The sequence below is a fragment of the Nocardiopsis sp. FR4 genome (assembly GCF_009830945.1).
GTDB lineage: Bacteria > Actinomycetota > Actinomycetes > Streptosporangiales > Streptosporangiaceae > Nocardiopsis.
In genome coordinates, this window is sequence record NZ_ML776454.1 from 467,958 (window position 1) to 484,375 (window position 16,418).

Genomic DNA, 16,418 nt, shown 5'->3' on the forward strand with positions numbered 1-16,418 from the left:
CCGCCGTCAGCCGGTGCCCGCCCCCGCCCCGCGGACCCGCCCGGTGGCGTCGGCCGCAGCCCAGTGGCAGGCCGCCCTCCGCTCGGCCCCGCCGCCCAGGACGGCGGGGTCCTCGGTCCGGCAGCGGTCGGCGACGCCCGCGCGCTCGGCCTCCCCGGAGGCCAGCACCGGACAGCGCGGGTGGAACCGGCAGCCCCGGGGCACCCGCTTGGGGTCGGGCGGCTCGCCGGAGAGCACCACCGGCTCGCCGTCGGCCTCGGGCAGCACTGACAGCAGCGCCCGGGTGTAGGGGTGGGCGGGCAAGGACAGGACCTGCTCCACCGTGCCCAGCTCCACCACCCGGCCCAGGTACATCACCGCGACCCGGTCGGCGATGTTCCACGCCAGGCCCAGGTCGTGCGTGGCCACCAGGGCGGACAGCCCCAGGTCGTCGCGCAGGTCCAGGAGCAGGCGCAGGATCTCGCCGCGTACGGAGGCGTCCAGGGAGGCCACCGGCTCGTCGGCCACCAGCACCTCGGGGTCCAGCACCAGGGCTCCCGCGATCACCACGCGCTGGCGCTGGCCGCCGGACAGCTCGTGCGGGTACCGGGCCAGGAAGCGCTCCGGGGGGCGCAGGCCCGCCCGGGACAGCGCGGCGGCCACCCGGTCGGCCTCGTCCGCGGTGGTGCCCTCGTGGATGCGCAAGCCCTCGGCCACGGACTCGTAGACGGTGCGGCGCGGGTTGAGCGACCCGGTGGGGTCCTGCTGCACCAGCTGCACCCGGCGGCGGTAGCGGCGCATCTCGCGTGAGCCGCGGCGCAGCGGGGCGCCCTCGAAGACCACGGCGCCGCCGGCGGGCCGCTCCAGCCCCAGCAGTACCCGGGCCAGCGTGGTCTTGCCGCAGCCGGACTCCCCCACCAGGGCCACGATCTCCCCGGCGGCGAGGTCCAGGTTGACGCCGTCCACGGCGCGGGCGGTTCCCCGCCTCCCGGTCGCGAAGGCCACCTCCACCCCCCGGGCGCTCAGCAGGGGGGCCGTGCCCTCCCCGGAGGCGGGCGGGGTCCCGTGGGAGTCGGTCTCGGTCGTGCTCACGGGCCCTCCTCCTCGACGGGGGCGAGGGCGGGTGGCGCCGCCCCCTCGCCCCGGGTGGTCAGCGGTCGGGCCGGGCCCACGTGCACGCAGGCCGCCTGGTGGTCGGAGCCGGCGGGGACCACCGGCCACAGCGGCGGGTCGACCGTGGCGCACACCGCCTCGGCCACCGGGCAGCGCGGCCGGAACACGCAGCCCGGGGGCGGGTCGGCGGGGTCGGGAGGGTCGCCGGGCAGCCCCCGGGGGGCCAGCCGCGAGGCCGGGTCGCCGATTCGGGGGAAGGCCGCGCTGAGCGCCCCGGCGTAGGGGTGGGCGGGCTCGTGCACGACCTCCCGGGCCGGTCCCCGCTCCACGATCCGCCCCGCGTACATGACCGCGACCCGGTCGCAGGTGGCGGCCAGCACGGACAGGTCGTGGCTGATCATGAGCATCCCGATACCGTGCTCGGCGACCAGCCGCCGCAGCAGGGCCAGGATCTGCGCCTGGATCATCACGTCCAGGGCGGTGGTGGCCTCGTCGGCGACGACCAGGCGCGGCTCGCACGCCAGGGCCATGGCGATCATGACCCGCTGGCGCTGGCCGCCGGAGAGCTGGTGGGGGTAGTCGCGGGCGCGCGAGGACGGCAGGCCGACCTGTTCCAGCAGCGCGGCGACCCGTTCGGGAGCCCGCCTGGCCGGGACGGTGCCGTGGACGGCCATGGGTTCGGCGATCTGGTCGCCGATCCGCCGGACGGGGTTGAGCGAGTGCATGGCGCCCTGGAAGACGACGGAGGCGCCCGCCCAGCGCACCGCGCGCAGGCGGCCCCAGCGCATGCCGAGCACGTCCTCGCCCTCCAGGAGCACCTGGCCGGTGACGTCGGCGGTGTCGGGCAGCAGGCGCAGCAGGGCCAGGGCCGCGGTGGACTTGCCGCTGCCGGACTCCCCCGCCACCCCCAGGGTGTCGCCGGGGTCCAGGGCCAGGTCCACACCGCGCACGGCGGGTACCCGGCCGTCCCCGGTCCGGTAGGTGACGTGCAGGTCGCGGACGTCGAGCAGGGAGGTCAACGCTGCTCCCGGAGTCGCGGGTTGATGACGGATTCGAGGGCCCGGCCGCACAGGGTGAAGGACAGCGCGACCACGGCGACGGCCAGACCGGGCGGAACCATGTACCACCAGATCCCCGAGCTGATCGCACCCGCGTTGCGGGCCGCCTCCAGGACGCCGCCCCAGGACACGGTCGTGGGGTCGCCCACGCCGAGGAAGGCCAGGGTGGACTCGGCGATGATCGAGGTGGCCACGAGCAGCGTGGTCTGGGCGAGCACGACCGGCATGACGTTGGGCAGCACGTGCCAGACCATGACGTGGGCGTGCCCGCCGCCCAGGGCGCGCGCCCGCTCCACGTAGGGGCGGGCCTCCACCGCCAGGGTCTGGGCCCGCACCAGCCGGGCGGTGGCGGGCCAGACGGTGAGGCCGATGGCGAGGACGATGGTTCCGGTGCCGCGCGGCAGGACGGCGGCCAGTGCCACGGCCAGGACAAGGGTGGGCAGGACCAGGAACCAGTCGGTGACGCGCATGAGCGCCGAGGACACGAACCGCCCCGCGGAACCGCCGGAGGCGCCGAAGTGCCCGGCGGTCATGCCCACCAGGGTGCCCAGCACCACGGAGACGCCCGTGGCCAGGAAGCCGACCGTGAGCGAGACCCGCGAGCCCCAGACGACCAGGTCCAGGATCGAGCGGCCGAAGTTGTCGGTGCCGAGCGGGTACTCGGCGCCGGGCGGTTGGTAGGCCGCGCCCGGGGCTCCGGTGACGGTGAGTTCGTTCTGGTCGACCAGGAGCGGGGCGGCCAGCGCCAGGGCGCCGATGGCCAGCAGCGCCGCCAGCCCCGCGACCCCGGCGCGGTTGCGGGCGTACTCCCGGGCGAAGCGGCGCACGGCCTCGCGGCGCCGCACGCGGGCCAGGGCGCGCGGGGCGGAGGGCCTGGAGAGCCCGGCGGGGGCGCTCACGGGCGCACCCGGGGGTCGAGCAGCGGGTAGACGAGGTCGGCGAGAAGGTTCATGAGGATCACCGAGGCCGCGAAGACCACGAACAGGCCCTGGACGAGGCCGAGGTCGGGCACGCGCAGGCCGGAGTAGAAGAGTTGTCCGAGTCCGGGCCAGGAGAAGACGGTCTCCACCAGGATCACGCCGGAGACCACCTGTCCGAGGTTGAGGAAGAGCAGGGTCACCGTGGGCAGCAGCGCGTTGGGAACGGCGTGCCTGCGCCGCACCAGGGCGTCGCGCAGGCCCTTGGCGCGTGCCGTGGTGAGGTAGTCGGCGCCCTTCTCGTCCATGAGCGAGGAGCGCATGATCATCAGGTACTGGGCGTAGATGACCGCGACCATCGTGGTGACGGGCAGCACCATGTGCCAGGCGGTGTCCAGCACCGTGGAGACAGGCCCCGTGGTGCCGGGGGCGGTCATGCCGCCGGTCGGGAACAGCCCGGGCATGAACCCGCGCCCGGAGGCCAGCAGGACGATCAGGAGCAGGCCGAGCCAGAACGTGGGCACCGACCAGAAGAAGAGGGCGACCGCGGTGTTGACGCGGTCCCCCGGGCCGCCCGGCCTCCATCCGGCGCGGGCGCCGAGGAACAGTCCCAGCAGCGCGGCGAGGAGCGTGCCGGTCCCGGCGAGCAGGACCGTGGGGCCGATCCGCTCCAGGATGAGGTCGGCGACCGGCTCGCGGTACTGGAAGGACGTGCCCAGGTCCATCCGCAGCAGGCCGGTCACGTAGTCCAGGAACTGCTGCCACAGCGGCCGGTCGAGCCCGAACTGGCGGCGCAGCTCCTCCCGCTGCTCGGCGGTGACCTCGCGGCCCTCGGTCATGGCGCGGACCGGGTCGCCGGGCAGGATTCGGAACAGGAAGAACCCGGCGACGACCACGGCGGCCAGGGAGGCCGCCGCGGTGGCCAGGCGTCCGGCCGCGTAGCGCGCGACGCTGCGGGCCCGGCCGGCGGCGGTCGGCCGGGCGGCGGTACTGGTCACTCGCGGTCCTCCATGGTGGAGCGTCGGCGCAGCAGCAGGAAGCCTCCGGCCGCGGCGAGGACGAGCAGGACGGCCCCGGTGCCGATCCACATCCCGGTGGAGGGGCCGGTGGCGGCGGCCTCGGCGGAGGCCGGTTCGGCCGACCACCAGGCCCAGTAGCCGTCCTGGCCCCAGATGTTGCCGCCCTCGGCGGGTTCGTACTGGATGGAGGCGATCTGGTCGGTGCGGTAGGCCTCCACGATGTTGGGGTAGGCCAGCACGTTCACGACGGCCTCCCGGTGGAGGACCTCCTGGAGCCGGTGGATGATCTCGGCGCGGGCGTCGCGGTCGTACTCGGCGAGCTGTGCCTCGTAGAGCTCGTCGTACTCCTCGTCGCAGAAGTAGGCGTCGCCCTGCATGGTCCCGGGCTCGACGGGCAGCGCCCCGCAGGTGTGGATGCTGAGGACGTAGTCGGGGTCGGGGTTGACCGTCCACCCCGTGAAGATGAGGTCGTACTCGCCCGCGTGGAGGGCGTCGCTGAGCACGCCGGGGTCGACGGTCAGGTTCTCCACCTCGATGCCGATGTCGGCGAGGCGCTCGACGAGGATCAGCCCGGTGTTGACGTTGTCGGGGCGGTCCTGGTGGACGTGCATGCGCAGCCGGAGGCGGTCGCCGTCGGGCGAGACCCGTACGCCGTCCTCGCCCCGCTCGTACCCGGCCTCGTCGAGCATGGCGTTGGCGGCCTCGGGGTCGAAGGCCAGGGGGTCCTCCTCCGGCTCCCAGTGGAAGTCGGTGTAGCGCGGCGGGATGTAGCCGCCCGCGGCCACGGCCTGGCCCCCGTGCCCCTTGTCGACGACCTCCTGGTTGTCGATGGCCATGACGATGGCCTGTCTCAGGGTGCGGTCGGCCAGGGCGGGGTGGCCGTCGCCGAACTCCTCACCGTCCTGGGTGACCGCCCCGGGGTTGATGGTGAAGGCCTGGAACCGCTTTCCGTCCGCGATGTTGACGTGGATGTCCTCGGCTGACTCCAGCGCGGTGGCCTGGGCCTGGGTCAGCTCGTAGACGAAGGAGACCTCTCCGCCGCGCAGGGCCTCGACCGCGGCGTCCTTCTCGGAGTAGTAGCGCAGGACGACCTCGTCGAAGCGGGGGCCGCCGCGCCAGTGGCCGGGGTTGGCCTCCAGGGTGATGGACCTGCCCCGGTCGTGGCCGGTGAGGACGAAGGGGCCGCTGCCGACCGTGGGGAAGTCCTCGTTGTCGTACTCGGAGAAGGCCTCGCCCTCCTCCTCCAGGATCGGCTCCCACACGTGCCGGGGCACGATGGGCACGTTGAGCGCGGTCATGGTGGCCTGGGGCTCCTCCAGCTCGACGAGCACGGTGTGGTCGTCCCCGGCGGTGACCGACTCGAAGGCGGAGACGTAGTTGCCGTTGGCGACGGCCGCGGACTCGTTCTCCATCATCGTGGTGAGGGTCCAGGCCACGTCGTCGGCGGTGAGGGGCTCGCCGTCGCTGAAGACGGCGTCGTCGCGCAGACGGAAGGTCCACGTGAGGCCGTCGTCGCTGGCCTCCCAGGACTCGGCCAGCGCGGGCGCGGGCTCTCCGGTCTCGGGGCTGACGGTGATGAGCGAGTCGTAGACGTGGCGAAGGATGTTGGTGGTGACCGCGAGCTGGGCGGTGAAGGGGTTGAACGAGTCCACCTGCTGGGCGATGGCGATCGTGAGGATGTCGCGGGGCTCCGAACCGTCCGCGGCGGCCGTGCCGCAGACCACGAGCAGGGCCGCGCCCGCGGCGGCGGCGCGGCGGAGGGTCCCGGCGGGAGGCTGGTGGGAGGTCATGTGCGGCCCCTGTCAGAGATCGTGGGGTTCGGTGGCGCGCCACCCGGGGGTTGTTGGTTGTTTACCAACCGGCGGCGAGTAACGTCAACGACCTACGGGGAGCGCCGTGACATCGGCTTTCACCCGTACCTCACGGAGGGTGCCGGAGTGGCGCAGGAGCACTGGGTGAGCACCGCAGCCCCGCGTTGGCAGTGAATGCCGTACTCCGCTACGGTTCCGGCCATGATGGGGCACTCGCACGCCTTGAGTGGCGTGGTCGGCTGGATGGCGGTCGTTCCGCTGGTCCAGGGCAGGGAATTCCTTGGACTCAGCTTCCACCTGGGGCCCGGTGAGATCATCGCCGGTTCCCTGGTCTGCGCCGGCGCGGCCCTGCTGCCCGATCTGGACCACAAGAGCGCCACGGTGACCAAGACCTACGGCAGGGTCACCGAGACGCTGAGCGACATGCTCGGCTTCCTCTTCGGCGGCCACCGGATGGGAACGCACTCGTTCTTCTTCGCGGTGCTCATGGGCGTGCTGGTACAGCTGCTGGCCCTGTGGTCGGAGATGGCCGTCCAGGTGTTCGTGTTCCTGCTGATCGGTATCGCCCTGCAGGGGCTGGGCTTCGGCCTGGACAAGAACCGCGTCGCCTCCGGCGTCATCAACGCCATGGGGACGGCGGGCATCACGCTGGCGCTGTTCGCCTCGGGGGTGAACTACAGCTGGCTGGGCCTGGCGGTGGCCTTCGGCGTGGTGCTGCACTTCTTCGGCGACATGATCACCAAGATGGGCGTGCCGATCTTCTGGCCCTTCTACAAGAGGCGCTTCGGCCAGGGCAAGGGCTTCGCCACCGACGGCCCCGTGGAGAAGAAGTTCGTCACCCCCCTGCTGACCGTGAGCGTGATCGTGGGGACGATCTACCTCTTCGACTGGCCCACCCTGCTGCCGGACTACTGAGGCGGGCCGCGGGGCCCGCAGACCGTCCCTCCGGCCCTTCGGGGCCCGCCGCCCGGGTGAGGAGGGCCGCCGGGGGGCTCCTCCCCGGCGGTGGAGGGACCGGGACGACCGGGGCGGAACGGCCCGGACGGGGGGAGGCACGGCGCCGGTACGCCGCGCCTCCGCCCGCGACCGCGTGTCCCTGCCCTAGGGTGGCGGCGTGACTCGAACCACGGAAAGCATCACGCCGCAGCTGCAGTCCTACATCTCCGACCACAGCGAGCCCGTCGACGACGTGCTGGCCGACCTGGCCGAGGAGACCGCGCGCCTCTTCCCCGAGTACACGGGGATGCAGATCGGACCGGAGCAGGGCACCCTCATGACGCTGCTCACCCGGATCAGCGGGGCCCGCGACGCCGTGGAGATCGGCACCTTCACCGGCTACTCCTCCCTCTGCCTGGCGCGCGGCCTGCCCGAGGGCGGCCGCCTGCTGGCCCTGGACATCAGCGAGGAGTGGACGGCCGTCGCCCGGCGCCACTGGGAGCGCGCCGGGGTGGCCGACCGGATCACCCTGCGGCTCGGCCCGGCGCTGGAGTCCCTGCGCGCTCTGGCCCCCGAGCCCCAGTTCGACCTGGCCTTCGTGGACGCCGACAAGGAGGGCTACGTCGGCTACTGGGAGGAACTGGTCCCGCGCCTGCGGCCGGGCGGGCTGGTCCTGGCCGACAACACCCTCTCGCACGGCCGGGTGGTCGACGCCGACAACGCCTCCCCGCGGGTGCGGGGCATCCGCGAGTTCAACGACCGCCTCGTCGCCGACGACCGCGTCACCCAGGTCCTGCTGCCCATCGGCGACGGCCTCACCCTGGCGCGCAAGCACTGACCCGGACTTCCCCGGGGGCCGACCGCGTGCGAACACCACCGCCCGCGCGCGGTTCTTCGGTAGTGTCCAGTGCCATGCGCCTGCTGCACACCTCGGACTGGCACCTGGGCCGCTCCTTCCACCGGGAGAACCTCCTCGACGCCCAGGCCACCTTCCTCGACCACCTCGTCGACACCATCCGCGAACGCCGGATCGACGTCGTGGTCGTGGCCGGTGACCTCTACGACCGCGCCCTGCCCCCGGTGGACGCGGTCCGGCTCTTCGACCGGGCGCTCGGCCGCATCCGGGCCACCGGGGCCCGCGCCGTCCTCATCAGCGGCAACCACGACTCCATGGCGCGGATGTCCTTCGCCACCGGCCTCATCGACGCCTCCGGCGTCCACCTGCGCAGTTCCCTGGACGGCATCGGCACCCCCGTCGTGATCGAGGACGAGCACGGTCCGGTCGCCTTCTACTGCATCCCCTACCTGGAACCGGAGATCGCCCGCCACCACTGGGACCTGCCCGAACGCGGCCACGCGGCGGCCGTGGGGCACGCCATGGACCTGGTGCGCGCCGACCTGGCCGAGCGCCCCGGCACCCGCTCGGTGGTGCTCTCGCACGCCTTCGTCGCCGGCGGCGAACCCTCCGACAGCGAACGCGACATCTCCGTGGGCGGCGCCTCCCACGTGCCCGTCTCCGTCTTCGACGGGGTCGACTACGCCGCCCTGGGCCACCTGCACGGACGCCAGACCATCACCCCCGCCGTGCGCTACCCGGGCAGCCCGCTGGCGTACTCCTTCTCCGAGGAGCGCCACGTCAAGGGCTACTGGGTGGTGGACCTGGACGCGGAGGGCCTGGCGGGCGCCGAGTTCGCCGAGGCGCCCGTCCCCCGGCCGCTCGCCCGCGTGCGGGGCCGGATCGAGGACCTGCTCACCCGCCCCGAGTGGGAGGCCTACACCGGCCACTGGCTCCAGGTCACGCTGACCGACCCGCGCCGCCCCGCCCACCCCATGGACCGGTTGCGCGAGCGCTTCCCGCACACGCTGGTCCTGGAGTTCGCCCCCGAGGGCGCGGACCCCGACGCCCGCCCGGTCGCCGCCCCCGTCACCGACCGCAGCGAGCGCCAGGTGATCGCCGACTTCGTCGAATGGGTCCGCGGCACCCCCGCCACCCCCGAGGAGGAGGCCCTCGTGAACGCCGCCGTCGAACAGGTCCGGCTGCAGGAGGGGGCGCTCTGATGCGGCTGCACACCCTCACCATCGAGGCCTTCGGCCCCTTCGCGGGCACCGAGAAGGTGGACTTCGACCGGCTCAGCGCGGGCGGCCTCTTCCTCATCCACGGTCCCACCGGCGCGGGCAAGACCTCCGTGCTGGACGCGGTCTGCTTCGCCCTGTACGGCAGCGTGCCGGGCGCGCGCGGCAAGGACCGCTCCCCCAAGAGCGACCACGCTCCCCCGGACCGGCTCCCCCGCATCACCCTGGAGTTCACGGTGCGGGGCCGCAGGGTCCGTATCGAGCGCAGTCCGCGCTGGGAGCGGCCCAAGAAGCGCGGGACCGGGACCAGGACCGAGAACGCCAAGGTCGTCGTCCAGGAGCGGCTCAACGGGCGCTGGGAGGGCGTGACCAACCGCCCCGACGAGGCCGGGCAGTTCGTCGGCGACCTGCTGGGGCTCACCCTCGAACAGTTCTGCCAGACCGCCCTGCTGCCCCAGGGCGACTTCGCCCGCTTCCTGCGCGCCAAGTCGGACGAGCGGCGCGACTCCCTGGAGCGGATCTTCAACACCCGGATGTTCCGCGACGTGGAGGAGTGGTTCAAGGGGCACGCCAACAGACTGCGCCGGGAGGTGGAGACGGCCGACGAACGGGTGCGCGCGGTCGCCGGGCGCATCGCCGAGGTGGGCCGTTCCGAGGCTCCCGGCCTGCCCGAGGAGCTGTCCGCCTGGGCCGCCGACCTGGCCTGCGTCACCGCCGCGACCGCGCGCGACGCCGAGGCGGTGGCGGCCGGGTTCACCGGCGCCCGCGAGGCCGCGCGCGCCGCCCTGGCCGAGGGGCGTGAGCTGCGCGCCCGCCAGGAACGGTTGGCGGCCGCCCGTCAGGAGCTCGCCCGGCTCACCGAGCACACCCGGTGGCGCGCGGACCTGGAGTCCCGGTTGGAGGCCGCCGAGCGCGCCGAGTCGGTGCTGCCCTTCCTGGGCGCCCGCGACCGGCGCCGCGTCGAACTGGACAAGGCCGAGCTGGCCGTCACCGAGCGCTGGGCCCTGGTCAGCGGGCTGGTGGCGGCCGCCGGCGGGACGGGGCCGACCCGGGAGCTACTGGGTGCGGCCGAGCGGGAGCGCCGGGACGAGCTGGCCCGGTTGGAGGGGCTGCGCGCGGAGGCCGAGCGCCGCCGGGAACTGGGCCGCTCCGTCACCGCGGTGAACCAGCGTCTGGTGGACATCGGCAGGCGGCTGGAGCACCAGCGCGAACTGATCGCCTCCCTTCCGCCCCGGGTGGAGCGGTTGGCCGAGGAGCTGCGCCGGTGGCGCGACCAGGCCGTCCAGACGGAGGCGGCCGAGACCGCCCTGGCCGCCGCCGAGCGGCGCCGGGACGCGGCGGCCGAACACGAACGGCTGGGCCGGGAGCTGGCGGCGGCGCTGGAGCGGCAGAGCGCGGCGGTGGACTCGGCCCAGGCCGCCCGGGACCGCGCCCTGGACCTGCGTGAGCGCCGGATCGCCCACATGGCGGCCGAACTGGCCGCCGGACTGGTCGACGGCGAACCGTGCACGGTGTGCGGTTCCGTGGAGCATCCCTCCCCCGCCCTGGCGAGCGCGGAGGGGCTGGTGTCGGCGGAGGAGGAGCGGCGGGCCCAGGCCGCGGCCGACACCGCCGCCGCGCGCCGCACCGAGGCGGAGAACGAGGTCGTGGCGCTGCGGGAGAGGCGCGCGGCCGCCGCCGAGCGGGCCGAGGGCCGCACCCCGGAGGCCGCCCGCGCGGAGGTCGCGGCCCACGCGGAGGCGCTGGCGGAGGTCCGGGCCGCCGCGGGCGAGGCGCAGCGGGTGCAGGAGGAGCTGGAGCGGGCCGAGGAGGACCTGGAGCGCGCCCGGGGCCTGGAGGGCGACCTGGTCCGCCAGGAGAGCGAGGCCACGGTGCGGCGGGACGCCGACCTGCGCGAGCACGACCGGCTGACCGCGCTGCTGGACCGGGCGCGCGGGGAGGACGCCGGGCTGCGGGAGCGGATCGCCAGGTTGGGCGGTGAGGCCGAGGAGCTGCGCGCCGCCGCAGAGGCCGTGGTCGACCGCGACCGGGCGGCCGAGGAACTGCGCACCGCCGCCGCCGAGGCGGAGCGGGCGTGCTCCGAGGCCCGGTTCGCCGACGAGGCACAGGTGTGGGAGGCCGCGCTGGAGGAGCGGGAGCGGCGTTCGCTGCGCGAGCGGGCCCGCTCCTTCGACGACCGGCTGGCCGCCGCCCGGGCGGCCCTGGCCGACCCGGACCTGGTCTCGGCGGAGGAGCGACCCGTGCCCGACCTGGATGCGCTGACCGCCGCGGCCGAGGCCGCGTCGGTGGCCGCCGACCGGGCGGTGAGCTGGCGGGACATGCTGGCGGGGCGCGCGCGGCGGCTCACCGACCTGCGCGTCGAACTCGGCCGGTGCCTGGCGGGCTCGGAACCGGTGCTGCGCCGTTACGCCGTGGCCGAGGGGCTGCGCGGTCTGACCGCGGGCACCTCCCCCGACAACGCCGACAACATGCGCCTGTCCGCGTACGTGCTGGCCGCACGGCTGGAGCAGGTGGTGGCCGCCGCCAACGACCGCCTGGTGACGATGTCGGACGGCCGCTACGAGCTGCGGTACACCGTGGACAAGGCCGCCGGTGACGGGCGGGCGCGTTCGGCCGGGGGGCTGGGCATGCGGGTGGTCGACGCCTGGACGGGTGTGGAGCGCGACCCGGCGACGCTGTCGGGAGGGGAGACCTTCTTCAGCTCGCTGGCGCTGGCGCTGGGCCTGGGCGACGTGGCCAGCGCCGAGGCGGGCGGGGCCGACATGGACACGCTGTTCGTGGACGAGGGGTTCGGCACCCTGGACGAGGACACCCTGGAGGAGGTCCTGGACGTGCTGGACCGGCTGCGCGACGGCGGCCGTGCCGTGGGCGTGGTGAGCCACGTGGCCGACCTGCGCCAACGCGTGTCGACGCGGCTGCGGGTGGTCAAGACCGCCGCGGGCTCGCGGGTGGAGCACGTGGGCTGACCGCGCTCCCCCGGGTCCGGCCACCCCGGATCCGGGCCCCCCGGGGACGGTGCGACAATGAGCGGCGTGAATTCGCTGGTCAACATCGCCGTGTTCGGAATCGTGGGCGCCATCATGATGGCCGCCCTCGTCGGTCTGCTCCTCGTGGTCTCGGGGAGCGCGCGCGGGGCCACGCCCGTGGTGCGCGGGGCGTTCGGGGTCGTCTCGGTGCTCCTGCTCGTGGCGCTTCCGACACTGGCAGCGGTCAACTCCCTGTCGGCGGGGGTCGGTTTCTGGACGGCGTTCGCCACGGCCACCTGCGTCGCCGCCGTGGTGTACGCGATGAACGTGGCGCTGCTGCCGGTGGTGGCCCGCCGCCGGTTCGCTGGTCAGCGGTCCGCCCTGGCCTCCCTGCGTCCGTCCCTGCCCGTGCTGGCCGTCGGCCTGCTGGTCTGCGTGTCCCTGGGTCTGCTCGGCTCGGGCCTGGCCGCCCTGCTCGTCTGAGGGCCGGACTGGACCCGCCCCGCACCGCACCGTCCGTTCCCGCGCTCGAACGCCCCCGCCCCCGGTCTCCGGGCGCGGGGGCGTTCGCATGGCCGACCCCGGCTGTTCCCGGTGGCCTCCGCCTCATCGCGGTCCGTGTCCGGGCCCGGCGCGCGGGGCCCAGCCCGGGACCCCGGACCACCGGGCCCACCGGGTCAGGCGCCGTCGCGCTCCTGGGAGCCCGCGGCGTCCCCGGTCGCCTCGGGCTGCTCGGCGGCCTCGGGGTCCCCGCCGGCCTGCGCGCCGCCCGCTCCGGTCCTGGCCGGGGCCGCCCCCGCGGCCCGCGAGCGGCGGTCCAGCTCGGCCAGGTAGGCGTTGTAGGCGTCCATGTCGGCGTCGTCGGAGCCGCCGCGCCGACTGTGCCGCTCGCGGCGGCGCTCCTGCTTCTCGTCGTCGCGCGACCACTGCCAGACCAGCGCGATCATGACCAGCACGGTCGGGATCTCGCCCAGCGCCCAGGCGACGCCGCCGCCCGCGTACTGGTCCTCGGCCTGGCCCTGGAGCCAGGGAACGTCGAACTGGCCGTAGTACTCCATGGCCAGCGGCGCCGACTGCATCATGATCGTGATGCCGAAGAAGGCGTGGAAGCCCATCGCCACCAGCAGCAGCAGGATGCGCAGCAGGAAGGGGAACTTCCTCGGGGCCGGGTCCACGCCCACGATGATCCAGTAGAAGAGGAAGCCCGTGAGGAGGAAGTGCACGCCCATGACCAGGTGACCCAGGTGGTCGTTCATCAGCATGCCGAACAGCGGGGTGAAGTACAGCAGGTAGGGGCTGAACACGAACAGCGGGGCCGCGACCGCCGGGTGCGTCACCACCTTGGAGTAGCCGCTGTGCAGGAACAGGTTCAGCCACTCGCGCGGCCCCCGGTCCCCGCGCCGCGCGGCGGGCCGCAGCGCGCGCAGGGCCAGGGTGATCGGGGCCCCCAGCACGAGCAGGATGGGGGTGAGCATCGCCAGCACCATGTGCTGGATCATGTGCGTGGAGAACAGCACCATCGCGTAGGTGGCGAACCCGCTCAGCTGCACGACGACGATGGTCAGCAGGCCCGCCGCGAAGGCCACCGTGCGCCCGACCGGCCAGGTGTCGCCCCGGCGCAGCAGCCGGGTCACACCGGCGGCGTACAGTCCGCCCGCTACCACCACGAACATGATGAAGAACAGGTCGGGGCGCCACAGGGTGAGCAGCGTCTGCGCGCTCATGGGCGGCGGGACGGGAAAGCCGAGGATGGCGGCGGCCGGGTCCACGGTGCTCTCCAGCGGCGGGGGCGGCGCGGTGCGGCCCAGACCCACGGAGACGCCGACCACGGCGGCCATGACGAGCATCTCCGCCAGCGCCACCCGCAGGAACAGCGACCGCTGGAAGCCCCCGGCCGCCGCGTCGGGCAGGCGTTTGAGGGCGAACTCGCGGTGCAGGTAGCCGAACGCGCCCAGGACCAGGAACAGGACGATCTTGACCAGGATGATCAGTCCGTACTCGGTGGTGACCAACTCCTCCAAGGAGTACAGGCGGGCCAGCGCGCTGGCCGCGCCGCTGATCGCCACGCCGACGTAGGCCCACAGGGCCAGGCGGCTGAACCGGTGGGCGGCCACCGCCGGTTCCTGGGCGTCGCGGCGCATCACGTGGTAGGTGAGCGCGACCACGCCGCCCACCCACACGCTGATCGCCATGACGTGCAGGGCCAGCCCGGTCACGGCGAGCTCGTGCGCGCCCGAGGAGGCCGAGTGGCCGGTCAGCGCGGGCGGCGTCAGGGCGGCCAGGGCCAGGACCAGCAGCCACACGGCTCCGGTGGCGGTGGTGGCGGTGCGGCCGAACAGCGCGATACCGGTGCTGAGGAGGACGACGAACATCAGCGCGATACCGCCGGAGACCGATCCGGCGTAGGCGGTGACCTCGTCGACGGAGACCTGGCCCACGGGTCTGGCCAGGAACTCCGAGGCCTGGAAGTACAGGGCCAGCACGGCGGCCACGGCCCAGACCAGCCCCGCCCAGCTGGCGCCGCGCACGTAGCCGACAGCCTGCGCGGAGAGGGCGCCCCGTTCCGAGGGCAGCAGCACCGCGGCGACCAGGAGCAGGCCCACGGCCACGACCGCGGAGGCGTTCATGGTGACCTTGGCCAGCGGCATCCCCCAGCGGACCGCCTCACCGGCGTCGGGCAGGCCGGGGATGACCTCGGGGAAGGCGGCGCCGCCGAGCAGCAGGGTCAGCGCCAGTCCGACGAGGCACACCGCTGCGGCGACCGCGGCGAAGAGCGGGAACCGCTCCGGGCCCGGAGTGTTGTCACGGTGCTCCCGAGGGAGTGCTTTCGGGTTCTGTGCGGGAGGAGCCACGCGCCACTTCCGTCGTCGATCTCGTTGTCCGATGGCTGGTCGGCGCCCCCCGGCCGCGGCACCGCCGCCGAACTGCCCGGTCAGGCGGTCGGGGCCGGGTACGGAGGAGCGCCCCAACCAAGGTTAGCCGTCTACTACACAGCGTCGGACTCGGGCGCCGCGATGCGCGTTCCCACCCGGCCGCGGGCTCCGCGAACCCGGGAAATATGGCGTTTCCCGGCCCCGGAGGGGCCCTTCGCGCTACGCTCGGGAGCCAGTCGAGACGTCGGTCCTCCCGCTTGCCTCGCCGTTCGACGCCCCCACGCCGCGGTCCCTCCCGTGGCTCCTCACAGCACACCCTCTCGTCGCGAGCGTAGAAGGGGACGGCGATGACCGTGTTCGACAGTGTGGTCAGATCCAGGCGCGTGGTCACCGCCCGGGGGGTCGCGGCCGCCTCGGTCGGGGTGGTCGGCGGCCGGATCGAGGTGGTGGACGCCTACTCCGCGGACCTGCCCGCGCGCGAGGTGACCGACCTCGGCGACGTGGCGCTGCTGCCCGGCGCCGTGGACCTGGGCACCGGCGTGCACGCCGCGGGCCGGGACCTGCCGGAGTCCTACCGCGCGGTGGGCGAGAGCGCCCTGCGCGGCGGGGTGACCTGCGTGGTGGCCTCCCCCGCCCCGGCGCGGCCCGCCCTCGTCTGCGCGGACGCTCTGCGCGCGCACCAGCGCGCGGCGGCGGGCGCGGCGGTCTCCGTACTGTTCCTGGGCGGGGTCACCCGCGACACCAGCCCTCTCGACCTGGCCGACCTGCAGGCGGCGGGCGCGGTGGCCTTCTCCTGTTCCCTCTCCGACGGCGGCGCCCCGGACCTGTCGGCGCTCAGCGACGCGCGGCTGCGCAAGGCCATGGCCGAACTGGCGGCGCTGGACAGCGTCCTCCTGGTGCACGCGGAGGACGCCGCGGAGCTGGGCACCCCGCCGGTGGCGGCCGAGCACCGGCCGCCCCGGGCCGAGCGGCGCGGACTGGAGCGGGTGATCGCCGCGGCCCGCGTGGTGGGGGCGCGTACGCACGTGGGCCCGTTCACCGCGGCCGAGTGCGCGGCCCTGCTCGCGGCGGCGGGGTCGGTCGGGGTGTCCCTGTCCGCCCACACGTGCCCGCACTACCTTTGCCTGCCCGCCGAGGCGCTGGAGCCGGGGTCGCCCGCGCACGCCTGTCGGCCGCCGGTGCGCTCGGAGGCCAACCGCAAGGCGCTGTGGAGCGCGCTGCTGGCCCCGGACCCGGCGATCACCACGGTCGGGTCCGGACACCTGCCCGCCCACGGGCTGTACACCCTGGAGTGGAGTCTGACGGCGCTGTGGACGGCGGCGCACCGGCGCGGCCGGGGTCTGGCGGACCTGGTCCGGTGGACCTCGCGGGGCCCGGCCGACCTGCTGGGCCTGGGCGGCAAGGGGCGGATCGCACCGGGTCACGACGCCGACCTGGTCGCCTTCGACCCCGACGCCCGGGTCACCGTCCCCGGAACGGATCCGAGTCCCTACGCGGGCAGGGTGCTGCGGGGACGGGTGGAGCGGGTATGGGTCCTGGGACACACGCGTGCTCCGCGGAGCGCGGGCCCGCCACCACCGGAGGAGGCGGGAGAGACGGGGGAGCCGGGAAGGGCGAGGGCCAGGGGGGAGACGAGCGGACGACCGCACCGGGACACCTCGGTGTGAACCCGC

Annotated in this window: 12 protein-coding genes; 6 read left to right on the top strand and 6 right to left on the bottom strand. The window is 74.5% G+C overall.

Going from position 1 to position 16,418, the window contains the following annotated elements; all coding sequences use genetic code 11:
• Nucleotides 1–6: 6 nt before the first annotated feature.
• Genes FYW95_RS01995 through FYW95_RS02015 form a run of 5 tightly spaced genes read right to left on the bottom strand, consistent with a single transcriptional unit; the run spans nucleotide 7 to nucleotide 5,876 of the window.
• Nucleotides 7–1,071, bottom strand: coding sequence for an ABC transporter ATP-binding protein (locus tag FYW95_RS01995; protein WP_159939784.1), 1,065 nt, complete (start codon nucleotides 1,069–1,071; stop codon nucleotides 7–9).
• Nucleotides 1,068–2,111: an ABC transporter ATP-binding protein gene (locus FYW95_RS02000; RefSeq protein ID WP_159939782.1), complete on the bottom strand. Its 1,044-nt coding sequence runs from the start codon at nucleotides 2,109–2,111 to the stop codon at nucleotides 1,068–1,070. Before FYW95_RS02000 ends, FYW95_RS01995 begins: the two co-directional genes overlap by 4 nt.
• Nucleotides 2,108–3,049: an ABC transporter permease gene (locus FYW95_RS02005; protein ID WP_159939780.1), complete on the bottom strand. Its 942-nt coding sequence runs from the start codon at nucleotides 3,047–3,049 to the stop codon at nucleotides 2,108–2,110. The genes FYW95_RS02000 and FYW95_RS02005 overlap by 4 nt, the downstream gene beginning before the upstream one ends.
• On the bottom strand, nucleotides 3,046–4,065 hold the full coding sequence (locus FYW95_RS02010) for an ABC transporter permease (protein WP_159939778.1): 1,020 nt from the start codon (nucleotides 4,063–4,065) through the stop codon (nucleotides 3,046–3,048). The genes FYW95_RS02005 and FYW95_RS02010 overlap by 4 nt, the downstream gene beginning before the upstream one ends.
• A complete protein-coding gene (locus FYW95_RS02015; protein WP_159939776.1) occupies nucleotides 4,062–5,876 on the bottom strand; it encodes an ABC transporter substrate-binding protein in 1,815 nt (604 codons plus the stop codon). Before FYW95_RS02015 ends, FYW95_RS02010 begins: the two co-directional genes overlap by 4 nt.
• Before the next feature lie 222 nt (nucleotides 5,877–6,098).
• On the opposite strand from FYW95_RS02015, the gene FYW95_RS02020 reads away from it, so the two are divergent.
• The 5 genes from FYW95_RS02020 to FYW95_RS02040 all read left to right on the top strand — a co-directional run bounded on the left by FYW95_RS02020 (nucleotide 6,099) and on the right by FYW95_RS02040 (nucleotide 12,355).
• A complete protein-coding gene (locus FYW95_RS02020) occupies nucleotides 6,099–6,812 on the top strand; it encodes a metal-dependent hydrolase (RefSeq protein ID WP_159939774.1) in 714 nt (237 codons plus the stop codon).
• A gap of 199 nt (nucleotides 6,813–7,011) precedes the next feature.
• Complete coding sequence (locus tag FYW95_RS02025) at nucleotides 7,012–7,671, top strand: O-methyltransferase (RefSeq protein WP_159939772.1); 660 nt, start codon at nucleotides 7,012–7,014, stop codon at nucleotides 7,669–7,671.
• 74 nt (nucleotides 7,672–7,745) lie between these two features.
• A complete protein-coding gene (locus tag FYW95_RS02030; protein ID WP_159939770.1) occupies nucleotides 7,746–8,891 on the top strand; it encodes an exonuclease SbcCD subunit D in 1,146 nt (381 codons plus the stop codon).
• Nucleotides 8,891–11,872, top strand: a complete 2,982-nt coding sequence (locus FYW95_RS02035) for an AAA family ATPase (RefSeq protein WP_160049905.1) — start codon at nucleotides 8,891–8,893, stop codon at nucleotides 11,870–11,872. The genes FYW95_RS02030 and FYW95_RS02035 overlap by 1 nt, the downstream gene beginning before the upstream one ends.
• A 57-nt stretch (nucleotides 11,873–11,929) precedes the next feature.
• Nucleotides 11,930–12,355 (top strand): hypothetical protein, encoded by a 426-nt coding sequence (locus FYW95_RS02040; protein WP_160049906.1) that lies wholly within the window; start codon nucleotides 11,930–11,932, stop codon nucleotides 12,353–12,355.
• A 194-nt stretch (nucleotides 12,356–12,549) separates the two neighbouring features.
• On the opposite strand, the gene FYW95_RS02045 is transcribed toward FYW95_RS02040, so the two are convergent.
• A complete protein-coding gene (locus tag FYW95_RS02045) occupies nucleotides 12,550–14,724 on the bottom strand; it encodes a bifunctional copper resistance protein CopD/cytochrome c oxidase assembly protein (protein ID WP_159940181.1) in 2,175 nt (724 codons plus the stop codon).
• Nucleotides 14,725–15,092: 368 nt separating this feature from the next.
• Here FYW95_RS02045 and FYW95_RS02050 point away from each other — a divergent pair, with 368 nt between their 5' ends.
• Nucleotides 15,093–16,412, top strand: a complete 1,320-nt coding sequence (locus tag FYW95_RS02050) for an amidohydrolase family protein (RefSeq protein ID WP_160049907.1) — start codon at nucleotides 15,093–15,095, stop codon at nucleotides 16,410–16,412.
• Nucleotides 16,413–16,418 lie beyond the last annotated feature (6 nt).